Origin of the sequence: Micromonospora sp. WMMD737, assembly GCF_049179055.1 — a bacterium.
GTDB classification, from domain to species: Bacteria; Actinomycetota; Actinomycetes; order Mycobacteriales; family Micromonosporaceae; genus Micromonospora; species Micromonospora reichwaldensis.
In genome coordinates, this window is the sequence record NZ_JBMHMH010000001.1 from 4,783,048 (window position 1) to 4,797,145 (window position 14,098).

Annotated in this window: 18 protein-coding genes and 1 tRNA gene; 16 read left to right on the forward strand and 3 right to left on the reverse strand. The window is 71.4% G+C overall.

Going from position 1 to position 14,098, the window contains the following annotated elements:
* Nucleotides 1–11: 11 nt before the first annotated feature.
* Complete coding sequence (locus ACN27A_RS20965) at nucleotides 12–707, reverse strand: HAD family hydrolase (RefSeq protein WP_421456066.1); 696 nt, start codon at nucleotides 705–707, stop codon at nucleotides 12–14.
* On the reverse strand, nucleotides 704–1,570 hold the full coding sequence (locus ACN27A_RS20970; protein WP_421456069.1) for a winged helix-turn-helix domain-containing protein: 867 nt from the start codon (nucleotides 1,568–1,570) through the stop codon (nucleotides 704–706). Before ACN27A_RS20970 ends, ACN27A_RS20965 begins: the two co-directional genes overlap by 4 nt.
* Before the next feature lie 407 nt (nucleotides 1,571–1,977).
* On the opposite strand from ACN27A_RS20970, the gene ACN27A_RS20975 reads away from it, so the two are divergent.
* The 15 genes from ACN27A_RS20975 to ACN27A_RS21045 all read left to right on the forward strand — a co-directional run bounded on the left by ACN27A_RS20975 (nucleotide 1,978) and on the right by ACN27A_RS21045 (nucleotide 13,243).
* Nucleotides 1,978–2,229: a DUF6284 family protein gene (locus ACN27A_RS20975; RefSeq protein ID WP_421456071.1), complete on the forward strand. Its 252-nt coding sequence runs from the start codon at nucleotides 1,978–1,980 to the stop codon at nucleotides 2,227–2,229.
* Nucleotides 2,229–2,603 carry an RRQRL motif-containing zinc-binding protein gene (locus ACN27A_RS20980; protein WP_421456074.1) on the forward strand — a complete coding sequence of 125 codons (375 nt, stop codon included), beginning with the start codon at nucleotides 2,229–2,231 and terminating at the stop codon, nucleotides 2,601–2,603. Before ACN27A_RS20975 ends, ACN27A_RS20980 begins: the two co-directional genes overlap by 1 nt.
* A complete protein-coding gene (locus tag ACN27A_RS20985; RefSeq protein ID WP_421456077.1) occupies nucleotides 2,600–3,274 on the forward strand; it encodes an NUDIX domain-containing protein in 675 nt (224 codons plus the stop codon). Before ACN27A_RS20980 ends, ACN27A_RS20985 begins: the two co-directional genes overlap by 4 nt.
* 245 nt (nucleotides 3,275–3,519) lie before the next feature.
* Complete coding sequence (locus ACN27A_RS20990) at nucleotides 3,520–4,392, forward strand: ABC transporter permease (RefSeq protein WP_421458550.1); 873 nt, start codon at nucleotides 3,520–3,522, stop codon at nucleotides 4,390–4,392.
* Between the two features lie 91 nt (nucleotides 4,393–4,483).
* Nucleotides 4,484–4,951, forward strand: a complete 468-nt coding sequence (locus ACN27A_RS20995) for a DUF3307 domain-containing protein (protein ID WP_421456080.1) — start codon at nucleotides 4,484–4,486, stop codon at nucleotides 4,949–4,951.
* A 28-nt stretch (nucleotides 4,952–4,979) separates the two neighbouring features.
* Nucleotides 4,980–5,150, forward strand: coding sequence for a hypothetical protein (locus ACN27A_RS21000; RefSeq protein ID WP_421456083.1), 171 nt, complete (start codon nucleotides 4,980–4,982; stop codon nucleotides 5,148–5,150).
* 88 nt (nucleotides 5,151–5,238) lie between these two features.
* Entirely contained in the window at nucleotides 5,239–5,445 is a 207-nt protein-coding gene (locus ACN27A_RS21005) for a hypothetical protein (protein ID WP_421456086.1), read from the forward strand.
* 99 nt (nucleotides 5,446–5,544) lie between these two features.
* The gene (locus ACN27A_RS21010; RefSeq protein WP_421456089.1) at nucleotides 5,545–7,719 is read left to right on the forward strand and encodes a cell division protein FtsK; all 2,175 of its coding nucleotides are present in this window, start codon (nucleotides 5,545–5,547) and stop codon (nucleotides 7,717–7,719) included.
* Between the two features lie 147 nt (nucleotides 7,720–7,866).
* Nucleotides 7,867–8,106: a hypothetical protein gene (locus ACN27A_RS21015; RefSeq protein ID WP_421456092.1), complete on the forward strand. Its 240-nt coding sequence runs from the start codon at nucleotides 7,867–7,869 to the stop codon at nucleotides 8,104–8,106.
* Nucleotides 8,103–8,408, forward strand: coding sequence for a hypothetical protein (locus ACN27A_RS21020; RefSeq protein ID WP_421456095.1), 306 nt, complete (start codon nucleotides 8,103–8,105; stop codon nucleotides 8,406–8,408). The genes ACN27A_RS21015 and ACN27A_RS21020 overlap by 4 nt, the downstream gene beginning before the upstream one ends.
* Entirely contained in the window at nucleotides 8,405–9,499 is a 1,095-nt protein-coding gene (locus tag ACN27A_RS21025) for a bifunctional DNA primase/polymerase (protein ID WP_421456097.1), read from the forward strand. The genes ACN27A_RS21020 and ACN27A_RS21025 overlap by 4 nt, the downstream gene beginning before the upstream one ends.
* A complete protein-coding gene (locus tag ACN27A_RS21030) occupies nucleotides 9,496–11,094 on the forward strand; it encodes a YfjI family protein (RefSeq protein WP_421456100.1) in 1,599 nt (532 codons plus the stop codon). Before ACN27A_RS21025 ends, ACN27A_RS21030 begins: the two co-directional genes overlap by 4 nt.
* 342 nt (nucleotides 11,095–11,436) lie before the next feature.
* Nucleotides 11,437–11,634: a hypothetical protein gene (locus ACN27A_RS21035; protein WP_421456103.1), complete on the forward strand. Its 198-nt coding sequence runs from the start codon at nucleotides 11,437–11,439 to the stop codon at nucleotides 11,632–11,634.
* Nucleotides 11,631–11,837: a helix-turn-helix transcriptional regulator gene (locus ACN27A_RS21040; RefSeq protein ID WP_145774200.1), complete on the forward strand. Its 207-nt coding sequence runs from the start codon at nucleotides 11,631–11,633 to the stop codon at nucleotides 11,835–11,837. Before ACN27A_RS21035 ends, ACN27A_RS21040 begins: the two co-directional genes overlap by 4 nt.
* Nucleotides 11,834–13,243: a tyrosine-type recombinase/integrase gene (locus ACN27A_RS21045; RefSeq protein ID WP_421456107.1), complete on the forward strand. Its 1,410-nt coding sequence runs from the start codon at nucleotides 11,834–11,836 to the stop codon at nucleotides 13,241–13,243. Before ACN27A_RS21040 ends, ACN27A_RS21045 begins: the two co-directional genes overlap by 4 nt.
* Nucleotides 13,244–13,367: 124 nt before the next feature.
* Here the strand turns inward: ACN27A_RS21045 and ACN27A_RS21050 are convergent.
* Nucleotides 13,368–13,454, reverse strand: a tRNA-Ser gene (locus ACN27A_RS21050).
* Nucleotides 13,455–13,537: 83 nt separating this feature from the next.
* Between ACN27A_RS21050 and ACN27A_RS21055 the strand changes: the two genes are divergently transcribed.
* On the forward strand, nucleotides 13,538–14,089 hold the full coding sequence (locus ACN27A_RS21055) for an AAA family ATPase (protein WP_421456110.1): 552 nt from the start codon (nucleotides 13,538–13,540) through the stop codon (nucleotides 14,087–14,089).
* Nucleotides 14,090–14,098 lie beyond the last annotated feature (9 nt).

Consider the following 14,098-nt stretch of genomic DNA (forward strand, 5'->3'; position numbering starts at 1 on the left):
GGTTTCTGGGATCAACCGCAAGTCCCTTCGATCAGGACGTCGGCTATCTCGCCCATGCTCGTGACCACCACGTCCGCCCCAGCGGCCCGGAACGTCTCGGCCTTGGTCGGCCGATTCGCGTAGCCGATCACCCACACTCCGGCCGCCCTCGCCCCGTCGATGTCCGAGAGCGAGTCGCCGACCAGCACGCACCGGCTCGGCGGCTCGCCGACGGCGCGCACGGCTTGCAGGATCGGTTCCGGGTTGGGCTTCATGCGGTCGGGGTCGGCGTACGCCCGACCAACCACCGGCGAGACGTGCATGGCGAGCCGGTGCGCTGCCAAGTAGGCGGCCACCGCGCCAGCGGAGTTGTTGCTGACCACCGCCACCGGCATCCCGGCCTGCCTAGCCGCCACGATGACCTCACGGCCGTACGGCGTGGGTTCGGCAGTCTCAACGGCCCGGCGCTCGGCTACGCAGAGCGCGTCCTCTACCGCCCGCGTGACGCCCTGGTCGCCGGCCGCGCCGGTACGGCGGAGCACCTCAAGCGGGTCCGGCTCGCTAGCAAGATCCGGCGGCACTTCGGCCCCGTGCCGCCGCAGCACGTCAACCAGCTCGACGGCCACCTGCGGCGCCGGATAGCCAGCGAAGATGCTGCACACCGGCCCGTCGAAATCGAGCAGCACCGCGCCGACTCCGGCGAGCAGTCGACCGAGGTCGGCGTTCATCCGTCGTACCGGTAGGCGATGGTCGACCACACCGAGTCGAACCACTGGCGGGACGCCTCCACGAACTGCGTGCCGTGCGAAGCGTCGTCATCGGTCACCGCGTAGTGGAACAGCGGCACGTCTTTGCCCATCAAGTCGTAGATCGCCATTGGCTCGCCCTTGATCGAAACGGTGCGCTCCACGACCGGATAGAAGCCGTAGAAAACCTCTTCACCGTTCAGGACGTAGAGCTTGAACAGCGGGGACGCCCGGTGCATTCGCACCTCAACCGTGGCCGACCGGATGAGGCCGAGGTCGCCCAGCTCGGTGACCTGATCGATGATGCCGTCCGCTGCCCGGCGTGTGATCCGCTCTGCGCGTTCGCGTACGGCCTGGTCGTCGGCCTGTGTCTCGGCCCGTGCGGGCAGCGCCATCGGCACGGTCATGTCGGAGATCAGGACTCGCACGGCGATCGTTTCCGGCGCGAGCCGGCCGACGCGCACCTTGTCGAGCGCTTCGGCGACCGCGTCTCGCAACGTCTCGCCTGAGAACCCCGCGAAGTCGATGGTGACGTGGGGCCGGTCAAACGCGGCTTCGATATGCGGACGCAGCTCGACGGCTCGCTGTGTCTGCGCCCGGACGAACGCGCCGCTGCCCTGCCGGGACACAATCAGCCGCTCTGCCCGAAGCAGCTCCAAGGCTCGCTTGACGGTCTCTCGCGCGACGCCGTAGCGGGCGGCTAGCTCGGGCTGTGACGGCAGCTTGTCACCGGGGGCGAGCCGCCGCGTGAGGATGGCCGCTCGCAGCTTGTTCGCAATTTGCTGCGACGCCTGTTTCGGGTCATCGGGATCTAGCTCACCCAGGAAGTCAAGGTTCTCGCTCACCCACCCACGGTAGCTCTGACTAGCCAAGTTAGGGAAGTTGCTCGCGCCCTCTTGACCTGACTAGCCAAGCCGCCCTACGGTCATCACGTCGCACCTGGCTAGCCAGGAACGACAAGCCAGGCGGAAGCCGGGGAAGGTGGCGCTTTTGCGCTGCGCGCCCACGGACCGGTCGTGTGGTCGTCCATTGAGAACTTCACAGCAGAAGCGCCGCGTAGATCCGTCTGCGGCATCCCCGCCTTGAGCCACACGGTGGTCGACCCCGGTAGGTCCCGGGCGAGCGGGGCGAGTGGGCCGGATCTTGGCACGCGGTTCTGCTTCTGCCTTCTGTTTCTGCCCGTCCCGGGGTCCGGCCGGTCTGGTCGCGCCCCGGGACGTTCCCCACTTCATCGACCTTCCCGGAGGTTCCCGTGAGGAAGCACCTCGCCCCGATCACCGCCGAGCCGACCGCAGCCGACCTGGCCGCGATCGACATGGAGTGGCCGCTGATCGCGGCCGAGCTGGACGTGCTCGACGCCGAAATCACCCTGATCTACGCCGAGGACCACGGCGGCCCCACGCCGCTGGACTGGCGGCGGCTGCGCCGGGCCGAGGCCCGTGTCACCCGCGCCGCCGCCGAGCTGGCCGCCGGCACCCTCGCCGGCCCGCACCGCGCGGCCTGATGTCACGCATCCGCGCCGCCTTCCACGACCCGGAGGGCACGCGGTACGGCATCCCGACCTACTGGTGGCGCGGTGCCCCCGCCGGCTACGCCACCCGCCGCCAACTGACCGCCGCCGGCCTACGGCCCGGTGGTCAGCCGATCGCCGCCCAGGTTCTCTGGCGCGGTGTTGGCGGTACCCGCGCCGCCTACCTCTACCGGGTCGACCTGGCCCGACCCAAGCGCACCGCCACCCCCGCCCAACTCCGGGCGGTCCGCGCCGCGCTCACCGCCCGCCGCACCTGCCGCATCTGCCGGCAGGTGCGGCCGTACTACATCCCGCGCTCGCTCGGCGAGTGCCTCGAATGCGCCCACCCCATGGAGGCCGCCGCATGATCCCCCGCACCTACACCCACCCGAGCGTTCTCGACGGCATCGCCGCCGGAGCCGCGTGGGTCGACCCGACCATGGACCCCACCGCCATCGACTGGACCGCCCGCCGGGCCGCCGCCGCGCTCCCGTTCCCGCTGGTCAACGGACGGCCGGTCAACCCGTACGCGCCGACCGGCATCCGCTACGGCCGCAACCAGCTCGGCCACTGGGGCGAGCAGGTCTGCGCCGACACCCTGGTGTCGCTCTGGGACGAGAACCGGCACCGCTGGATTCTGATGGTGGAGCGCGGCGACGGCCACGGCTGGGCGCTGCCCGGAGGCAAGGTCGACCCCGGCGAGACGCCGGCCGACGCCGCCGTGCGAGAGCTGGCCGAGGAAACCGGCCTGACCCTTCCCGATGCCCGGTGGGAGCTGTCGGCCCCGCGCTACGTGCCCGACCCCCGCGCCTCGGACGAGGCATGGATGGTCACCGTCCTGGCCCGCACCTGGATCGGCCACCACCGCCGCGACGACTTCCCGCCGGTCACCGGCGCCGACGACGCCCGCCGGGCGTTGTGGCTGCCCGCCGACGACTACGACGTGCTCGCCGACCACCTGGCCGACGCCTACGACGGCCAGGTGTTCCCCGCCCACCGTGACCTGCTCGCCGACAACCTGGACGAGGTGACCCGATGACCGCTCCCACCATCAATGGCACCCGCTACCCGCAGCCCATCGACGAGCTGGTGCCCCGCGCGCTGGCATGGGCGAAGCAGGAGCGCAAGATTCCGTCTCGTAACGCCCTGATGCGGCAGTACCGCATCGGCGCGCCGAAGGCCGACGCGGTGCGGGCCGAGGTGGTCCGGCTGCTCGCCGGCACCGACCTGGCCGAGAAGGACGCCACCCCCGCGCCGGACCTGACCGGCATTACGGGTCCCGCGATGATTCAGGCGGCCATCGACATCGCCGACGAGCGTGGCGAGGTTCCCACCGCCGCCGAATACGCGGCCGTGTTCGGACTCGCGATGGACCGGGCGAGCGCGCTGGCCGAACTGGTGTCCTTGGCTCCCAGGTTCCGCGCGAGCACCCCGCCGGTCGACACCGACGAGCCGACCCGAAACCCGTTGGACTACGCCGAGCCGATCGGCCCGGACCCGGCACCGGAACCGGCCGAGGCGACGGAGCGAGCCGAGACGCTGCGCGCGGCGATGATCGCCCGGGGCGCGCTGCTGCCGCCCGCCGGCACGTCGTGGACGGACCCGGGCGTACCCGAGTCCGTGCCGGTCGCCGAGTCGGCCCCGCCCCCCGCACCGGCGGCCCCCGTCGCTGAGGCGGCCGAGCAGGTCACGGTGGTCGGTCACCCGGACGCGCCCACCCCGCCGAATCCGGTCCGACCGGCGGTGGTGTGGCCGGTGGTGCTGCTGGCGCTGCCCGCGTTCGTGGCGATCTGGTCCGGGTGGGTTGGACTCGGCGGACTCACCGGGTTCGGCGTGGTGCACCCGCTGCCCGGCATCGCGGACGGGTTCAGCCTGAACACCGCGATCACCCTGCCGATCGGTGTCGAGACGTACGGCGCGTATGCCCTGTACGTGTGGCTGTCCGGGCGGGTGCCGGACGCGGCGCGACGGTTCGCCAAGTGGTCGGCCCTCGGTTCCCTGGCGGTGGGCGCGCTCGGGCAGGTCGCCTATCACCTGCTCGTCGCGGCCGGCGTCACCTCGGCCCCGTTGTGGATCACCACCGCCGTGGCGTGCCTTCCGGTCGCGGTGCTCGGCATGGGTGCCGCCCTTGCCCACCTCGTACGCACCCACGACTAGCTACGCCCGGCGGCACGGCCCCTGGCCTGGAAACCGATGCCGTGCCGCCGGCCCTCACCCCTCAGCCGATCGACCTCGGGAGAGACCACCCATGTTCGCAGACCCCACCGGCCGCCACGCCGCCACGTTCGCGGCCGTGTACGTCGCCCTCTACGTCGCCCATCAGGTGGGCGATCACTGGGTGCAGAGCCAGCACCAGGCCGACTGCAAGGGCGAACCGGGCTGGCCGGGCCGTATCGCCTGTGCCGCTCACATCGCCACCTACACCCTCACCGCCCTGCTGTCCCTGGTCGTCCTGGTCGCCGGTACCGGCCTGCGGCTGGACCCGTGGGGCGTGGCGGTCGGGCTGACGATCTCGGCGGTCAGTCACTACGTCGCCGACCGGCGCACCCCGCTCAAGCGCATCGCCGCCGCTCTCGGCTCGGCGCGCTTCTACGCCCTCGGCGCACCTCGCCCCGGCCGCGACGACAACCCGTCGCTTGGAACCGGCGCCTACGCCCTGGACCAGTCCTGGCACATCGGCTGGCTGTTCATCGCCGCCCTGTTCTGCGCCGCCTAACCCACCCCCACACGAAGGAGAACCCCTGATGGCAAGCATCTCGATCGGCTCCACCGGCGGGCGCATCACCACCGGCAACTCGCAGTTGTGGTGCCCGGCCTGCGGCAACGAAAGCAACTGGCGCGACATCACTGCCGACAACCAGCGCACGCACGCGACCTGCGGCGACTGCGGCAACCGCGTCTCCGTCAAGAGCTGACCGCTCCCGTCGTCACCGGCTCATCACCCGGTGACGCGCGGAAGCCGCCAGATCCCCTGGACGGCCAGACCGAAGGAGCACCACCGCTATGGGTAACCGCAACGTCGCCTCCGGTACCGACCGCGTTGACGTGCAGGTCGGTCACGTCGCTGGCCGCCGCGACACCGGCAAGACCCCGAAGGACACCAGCACCGCCGACACCACGGCGGGCCGGACCGAGAACGTCCGCACCGGCAACGCCCGCGTTGGCCGGCAGGTCGACGAGATCACCGGCAGCCTGCACATCCGGCTCTGACCCGGCCCGGCGGCACGGCCCCTGGCCTCGACAACCCGTGCCGTGCCGCCGGCCCTCAACCCCCGACCCGAGTACGGATCAGATGGAGGAACCCCCATCATGACTGCCCCCCACGATGACGACCGTTTCGACTGGCAGGCCGCCGAAGCCGACATCACCGCCGGCCCGGATGCGGAGGTGGTCGACCTGGACGCCGCCCGCGCCGCCCGCACCCCCGACCCCGACGACGACGGCGGGCCGGTGCTGGTGGACTCGCCCGCCGCGCAGAAGGCCCCGCGGTTCACCCTGTCGGGCGCGCGGGCCGGTCAGCGTCGGCCGATCCTGCCCGCCTGGGTGCGGTCGCTCGATGAGTTGCGCGACGTGATGCGGTGGACGGTGGGACACCTGCTACACAGCACCGTCTACCACGCCACCCGCCTGCCGAAGTACGGCGGCAAGCTGCTGCTGCGCGCCCCCGCCGGAGCCGCCCGGGTCGCCAGTGGCGCTACCCGGTGGCTGTTCGACTGGGAAGGCGAGCAGTTGCGGCAGTCGACCTCCCAAACCAAGGATGGAGAGCTGTATCTAAAGCTGTCGCGTCAGCGTGACCGGCGGGTGCGGTGGCGCGGCATCGTCGCCACCTTCACCCTCGCCGTCACCCTCGCCGGTGGCGTTGCGGTGGCGTTCGCGCCGCCGTGGTCGCGGTGGGCAGTCCTCGCGATGCTGGTCACCTTGTGTGGGATGCTCGGGCAGCCGGCCGACAAGCCGCTACTCGACACCGCCGTGGTCATCCCCCGCGTCGCCCGACTCACCTCCGATGTGGTGGTGCGCGCCCTGGCCGTGCTCGGCATCTCCGGCATCACCCAAGCCATCGCCAAGCAGGGACAACGCGCCATCGCCTTTACGGCCCCGATCGTGCGTGACGGGCCGGGGTGGCGGGCCGACATCGACCTGCCGCCCGGCGTCACGGCCGGCGACGTGATCGAGCGCCGCGACCGGCTCGCCGCCGGCCTCACCCGCCCGCTGGGCTGCGTCTGGCCCGAGGGACAGCCGGAGGTGCACCCGGGCCGGCTGCTGCTGTGGGTGGGCGATCAGGACATGGCCGCCACCCCGCCGAAGCCATGGCCGCTGCTCAAGGCGTCCGGCGGGTTCGACCTGGGCCGTCCGGTGCCGTTCGGCACCGACCCACGCGGCCGGGTCATCTCCTTCGAGCTGCCCTACACGAACGTGCTGATCGGGTCGATTCCCGGCTACGGCAAGACGGCCGCCACGCAGGTGCCGATGCTCGCCGCCGCCCTCGACCCGTACGCGGAACTGTGGTGCTTCGACTTCAAGGGCACCGGCGGCCTCGACCCCCTGGAGAAGGTGTCGGCCCGCTACGCCTCCGGGCAGGACGACGACACCGCCGAAGAGGGCCTGATGGCGTTGCGGGAGCTGCGCAAGGAGTGCCAGCGCCGCGCCGCCGTCATCAAGGGCCTGCCCAAGGCGGTATGCCCGGACAACAAGGTCACCCCCGAACTTGCCCGCCGCAAGAAGTTGGGCCTTCACTGGCTGGTCGTCGCCCTAGACGAGGTGCAAGAGCTGTTCTCGCACCCGGAGTTCGGCAAGGAAGCCGGCGAACTGGCCGAGAAAATCATCAAGCTCGGTCGCGCCCTGGGCATCATCCTGGTCCTGGCCACGCAGCGGCCGGACGCCAAGAGCCTGCCTACCGGGGTCAGCGCGAACGCTGGTACGCGGTTCTGCCTGCGGGTCATGGGTCAGATCGAGAACGACATGATCCTGGGCACCTCGGCGTACAAGAACGGCATCCGGGCGACCATGTTCGCCAAGAAAGACAAGGGCGTCGGCTACCTCGTCGGCGCCGCCGACGACGCGCAGATCGTGCGCACCTTCTACGTCGACGGCCCCACCGCCGAGAAGATCACCGACCGGGCACGCGCCCTGCGAGAGGCTGCCGGCACCCTTACCGGCCACGCCATCGGGCAGACCACGGCCGCCCCGGCGGCCCGCCGGGACACGCTCTTGGACGACATCCTCACCGTCGTTCCGGCGACCGAGGCGAAGGTGTGGGCCGAGACGCTCACCGAGCGGCTAGCCGACCTGAACGCCGAGGCGTACGGGGACCTGACCCGCGATCAGCTCACGGCAGCGCTCAAGCCGTACGGCATCACCACGGGGCAGGTGTGGGGCACCGACCCGACGACCGGCAAGGGCGCGAACCGGCGCGGCATCGAACGCGCCCACATCGCCGATGCGGTCGCGGAGCGTCACAAGCGGCGAGGCGACAAAGCCGCCTAACCCGGACAGCGTGTGGTCGCTAGGTCTAGCGGCACCCCCCGCTAGACCTAGCACCCCCGCTAGCAACCAATCCCAACCCTGGCCAGCGCCCTAACTCCTAGCGGCGTCAGCCTTCCGCACCCTCAAACCGGCTCGTGGAGGCGTTTCGTGACCACCATTGCCCTGCTCGCTAGCCTCACGGCCCTCGGTTACGCACTGTGCTACCTGGCCGTGTGCTTCACCTCGCCCTGGGGACGCTGCCGCCGCTGCCACGGTGCCCGCTCACACCGCACCGCCATCGGCACCCGCCGCGACTGCCGCCGCTGCGACGGCACCGGCATCCGCGTACGCGTCGGCCGCCGCCTCATCGACTACATCCGCACCGAGTACCGGGCAGGCCACCAATGACCGCCCGCCGAGCCGGCCGCGCCGGGCACACCGACTGGTGCGGCCGAGACCACCGCTGCGGCCTCGGCGAGCACCGCTCCGACGAAATCGTGGTCGACGTTGCCGGCCACGCCCGCGCCGTCCTCGTCAGGGTGCGTACCGCCACCGGCCGCGAACACGCCGAGGTGCGCGTCAGGGTCGCCCTCGCCCCCGGCGAGCTGGCTGCCCGCCGCCAGTTGGTGGGGCTGCTCGGCGACGTGCGCCAGGCCGTGACCCGCGCCGCCATCGCGGCCCGGCCCCGGCCGAGGCGGGCCGAGCGGTGACCGGCGGGCGGTGCGGCCACTGGATCGGCACCGCCGGCCGCTACTGCCACACCACCGAGGCTCTACGGCCCTACCTGCAAGGTCTGCGCTGTCCCGCCCACACGCCCTCGGCGTTGGCCGGGCGGCCCGAGCCCCCGTCGACACCACTGCACACCCCGACCCCACCGGAAGGGAGCACCATGCCTGACGCTGACCTGCTCGCCGCCGCGCTCGCGCACGCCGCACGCGGCTGGCACGTCTTCCCGCTACGCCCCGACGACAAGCGGCCCGCGTTCCCCGACCACGCGGCCGACGGCTGCACCGGCCGGGACCCGCGCTGCCGCGCCGCTGGCCGTCACCTCGGATGGGAACCCCGCGCCACCACCGACCCCGACCGCATCCGGCGAGCGTGGTCGACCCGCCCCTACGGCGTCGGCATCGCGTGCGGGCCGTCCCGTCTCGTCGTGGTCGACCTGGACGTGCCCAAGGGCAACGCGACCGGCGGCCCGACCGGGCTGGACACCCTCGCCGAGCTGGCCGCCGCGCACGCCACCGGCATCGACGCCACCTACACCGTGACCACCGGGCGCGGCGGCACCCACCTCTACTACCGGCACTCCGACCACGGGCCGGCGCTGCGCAACACCGCCGGCACCCTCGGCCCGATGGTCGACACCCGCGCGCACGGCGGCTACGTCGTCGCCGCCGGCTCGACGGTCGCCGGCCGCCCGTACGTGGTCGACCTGGACACCGACCCGGCCCCGCTGCCCGCGTGGCTCGCCGAGCTGCTCGCCCCGGCCCCGCTGCCGCCGCAGCGCCCGGTGGTGGTCGACCTGCCCACCGACCGGACCGAGGCGTACGTGCGGGCCGCGATCAACCGAGAGGCCGAGCGGGTGACCACCGCGCCGGACGGAGAGCGCAATCGGTCGCTCTACATCGCCGCCGTAGCGCTCGGCCAACTTGCGGCCGGTGGCGCGCTCGCCGAGGACGACGCCCGAGCAGTGCTGGAACAGGCCGCAGCGCGTGCCGGGCTGGGCCACGTCGAGACGGCACGCACCATCCGATCCGGGCTAGCTGCTGGCTCCCACCGTCCCCGAAAGGTGGCCGCATGACCGCCGCCCGTCTGCACCTCGTCACCGACCCCGCCGGCACCACCGGCGAGCCGACCGCGGGCGGTCCGCTGTGGGATGTTCCAGTGCCTTTGACCGGCCCGAACACCGCGCCGCCGCCGTTCCCGGTCGACGTGTTTCCCCGCTGGCTCGGCGACATGGTGACCGGCGTTGCCCGGTTCACCCAGACCGATCCGGCCATGGCCGGCACCCTCGCCGTGGCGGTGCTGTCCGCATGTGCGGGTGGCCGCCTGGAGGTGGAGCCGGTCGCCGGGTGGCGGGAGCCGGTGAACATCTTCGCCGCCGTCATCGCCGGCCCCGGCGAGCGCAAGTCGCCCGTTCACCGGGCGATGACCGCGCCGCTGTTCGCGGCACAGTCGACGCTGGCCGAGGCGATGCGCCCGAGGATCGCCGAGGCCGCCGCGCTGCGCGACATCGCCGACCGGCAGGCCGAGCAAGCCAAAGCGACAGCGGCCAAGGCCAGCGACCCGCACAAGCGCGATGAGGCATCGGCCGAGGCGGTAGCCGCCGCCATCGCGGCCGAGGCGATCACCGTTCCCGGCCTGCCGAAACTGATCGTGGACGACGCCACCCCGGAAGCCCTCATCGGGCTGATGGCCGCCAACGGCGGGCGTATGGCGATCATCAGCGATGAGGGCGGCATCTTCGACACCCTCGCCGGCCGCTACTCCGGTGCCCCCAACCTGGACCCCTACCTCAAGGGGCACGCGGGGCAGCCGATGAGCAACGAGCGGCAGACCCGCGAGGGTGCCTCGGTCGAGAAACCCGCGTTGACCGTGTGCGTGATGGCGCAACCGACCGTGCTGCGCAAGTTCGGGGGCAACGCCGACCTCGCCGGACGAGGGCTACCCGCCCGGTTCCTGTTCGCCTTGCCCCGGTCGCTGGCCGGGTATCGGGCGGTCGACACCGAGCCGGTGCCCGAGCAGGTGACCGCCGGCTACGCCCACCGCGTTCACGACCTGGCCGCCACCCTCGCCGAGTGGACCGACCCGGCGGTGGTCACCCTCACCGAGAACGCCGGCCGCGTGCGGCGGGCCGCCGCCGAGCAGGTAGAGGCCGAGCTGCGGCCCGGCGGCAGCCTCTATGACATGCGCGAGTGGGGCAACAAGCTGTCCGGCGCAACGCTGCGGCTGGCCGGGCTGCTGCACGTCGCGCACCACCCCGCCGACGCCTGGCGGCGGCCGGTCGACGCCGACCGCATGGCCGACGCCGTGAGACTGGCCGAGTTCTTCGCCGCGCACTACCGGGCCGCGCTCACCGCGATCGGCACGGACACCGCGATGGAGAACGCCCGCTACGTGCTCGGCGTGCTCACCGCCAAGGGCATGGCTACGTTCACCCGCCGGGAACTGCACCGCCGCGTCTCCCGACGCCTCCCAAAGTCCGAGGAGGTGTCGGCGGTGCTCGCCGAGCTGGCCGCCCTCGGCTGGGTTCGCCACGGCCCGGATGGCCGCTACGAACTGCACCCCCGCGCCGTGGCGGAGGTGCCCGGAAGCGTTGACACGCTGACACCCGCCCTCGACGGCGACGTTTCCGCAGGTCAGGACACCCGCGAGGGTGTCAACGGGCCGCGTTGACAGCCGTTGACAGGCGTTGACACTCCGCACGCCGGCCCGCCCGGTGTCAACGGGTGTCAACGCCTGTCAACGGGGGGCGTTGACACCCCGACACCGGCTCTCACCTGCGGAAACGTCCGCGTGTCGGCCGATTGTCAACGTGTCAACGCTTCCCGGCCCCCTCGCGGACGCTCGCCGGTGCCGCCGGGCGGCCCGCCGGCACCCCGGAAACGGCCCGCTGAGAGCCACGGAGACGGTTCGGCCCTATGCCTTACCCCGGCCTGCGCCGGATCTTGCGTCTACGGCGCTCTCAGTGGGCCGCTCTACGCCGTTCTGCGGCGATGCCTCCCTATACCTCCATAAGTGACCCGCGCCGACCGGAAGGCCCTCACCGTGCGAATCAGGCTGCATGGCACACCCGCTGAAACAGCCGCCGCGCTCGCCGCCATCGGCCAAGTGCTGCACATCCACACCGTTTCCCGGCCCTACCCCGACCGCCGATCCCCGATGTTCCAGCGCATCTACGTCGACGCCACTCCGAGGGAGGACACCCGCCGATGACCACCCGCCGCACCCCGACCGGGAACCTGCTCACCCTCGCCGAGGTCCTGGACGAACTCCGCGTGCCCCGGTCGACCTTCTTCCGCTGGAAGGCCACCGGCCGCGCGCCCCGAACCATCAAGTACCCCAACGGCAGCCTGTACGTCCGCCGCCGCGACCTGGACGCCTGGCTTACCGACCACGAGGAAGAGGCAGCCGCTTGAGTAGCTACAACGTACGAATCCACGCGATCCTGACCAACGAGCTGTCCGGCAAGACGAAGTCGTACACGGTTCGGTGGAAGGTCGCCGGCAAGCCGTTCCGGAAGACGTTCGCCACCCGCGCATTGGCCGAGAGCTACCGCTCGAAACTGGTCGTGGCGCAGCGCGAGGGAACGGCGTTCGATGAGAAGAACGGGCTACCCGAACCGATGGCCCGAGAACTGAACAGCCGAAATTGGTACGACCTGGCCGTTGCTTTCGTGGACATGAAGTGGCCACGCGCCGCAGCGACCCAACGCAAGAGCATCGCTGACGCGCTTACCACGGTCACGCCCGCACTGCTCGCCACGTCGCGCGGAGCACCGAGCAACGCGGAGATCCGTCACGCTCTCTACGCGTGGACCTTCAACAAGTTGCAGCGCGACCGTGACGGCGGCGTGCCACCGGAGAAGATCGGTCCGGTTGTCCGATGGCTCAGCGCGAACACACTGCCGCTAACCGAGGTAGCGAATCCGGCCACCATCCGGAAGGCGCTTGACCTGCTAACGACCCGGATTGACGGTCGGCCGGCCGCAGCAAATACCGTCGCCAGGAAGCGCGCGGTGTTCTACAGCGCCTTGAAGTACGCCGTAGAACTGCGCTATCTCGACGCCCACCCGATGGACTTCATCCAGTGGCGCGCGCCGAAGAACACCGATCAGGTCGACCGAAAGGTGGTGGTGAACCCTAAGCAAGCCTGCGCACTGCTAACGGCGGTACGGGAACGCGATCCACACCTGGAAGGCTTCTTCGCCTGCATGTACTTCGCCGCTCTCCGGCCGTCTGAGGTGATCCACCTACGTGCCGACGAATGCGAGCTGCCCGAGAAAGGGTGGGGGTGGCTACACCTCAGCGGCTCTACGCAGCAGGTCGGCGAGGATTGGAGCGACACCGGCCAATCGCTGGAAGACCGGGAATTGAAGCACCGAGCCAAGAAGGCAACGCGCGACGTGCCAGCCTGCCCGGAGTTGGTCCGCATCCTGCGGCGCCACCTACGCGAGCACTGCCGCGATGCCAACGGCCGGATGTTCAATGCCGCTGGCGCTCGGCCGGCCCCGGTGTCGAAAAGCACCTACCTGCGTGCCTGGCGGCAAGCGCGGGAGGCGGCGTTGACGCCGGTTCAGCAGCGCTCACCCCTGGCGCATCGGCCGTACGACCTGCGGCACGCCGCCGTGTCGCTCTGGCTCAACGCCGGGGTGCCAGCTACCCAGGTTGCCCAGTGGGCCGGACACAGCGTGCACGTGCTGCTCAGGGTCTACGCCTCATGCATCGACGGACAGGACGAGGCCGCGCGGAAGCGGATTGAGGGAGCGTTGGGCACCGAACAGCCGGAAGCGGCCGAGGGAGAGCCGAGGAACGCCGACACGTAAACGACACGACCAGTGAGACACGACTGTCCCGAGCGGGACGAAGTGAGACCGACTCACCGCACATAGACACGCCCCCTGACCCGCGTTTGCGCTGGTCAGGGGGCGTTTTTGCTGTCCAGGGGAGCGGAGGGTGTGGGATTCGAACCCACGAAGACATCGCTGCCTTACCGGTTTTCAAGACCAGCGCCATCGGCCACTAGGCGAACCCTCCCGGGCCGCGCGCCCAAGGGTGCGCGACGTGCCTAGTCTGCCACGGACCCGCTGCGCGCGAGCGGGCACCGCACCCGCGCTGGCATGATCGACGGCGTGTGGGAGAACCCGTCGGTGGTGCTGATCAGCGGAATCATGGCCGCCGGAAAGTCCACTGTGGCCGAGGCACTGGCCCGGCGGCTGCCCCGCGCGGTGCACCTGCGCGGCGACGTCTTCCGGCGGATGGTGGTCAGCGGCCGGGAGGAGATGACCGCCGAGCCGTCGGCGGAGGCCTGGCGGCAGCTGCGGCTGCGCTACGACCTCGCGGCGTCGGCGGCGGACCGGTACGCCGCCGCCGGCTTCACCGTGCTGCTCCAGGACGTGATCCTCGGCGCGGAGCTGCCGGCGATGGTCGACCGGATCCGCCACCGGCCGCTGGCGGTCGTGGTGCTCGCGCCGAGCCCCGAGGCCGTCGCCGCCCGCGAACAGGCGCGCGAGAAGAAGGGGTACGGGGACTGGCCGGTCGCCGACCTGGACGCGGACTTCCGGGCACAGACGCCCCGGATCGGGCTCTGGCTGGACACGTCGGCGCTGACCCCGGCGCGGACGGTGGACGAGATCCTGGCCCGGGCGTGGACCGACGGGCGGGTGGGGTAGACACGGAAC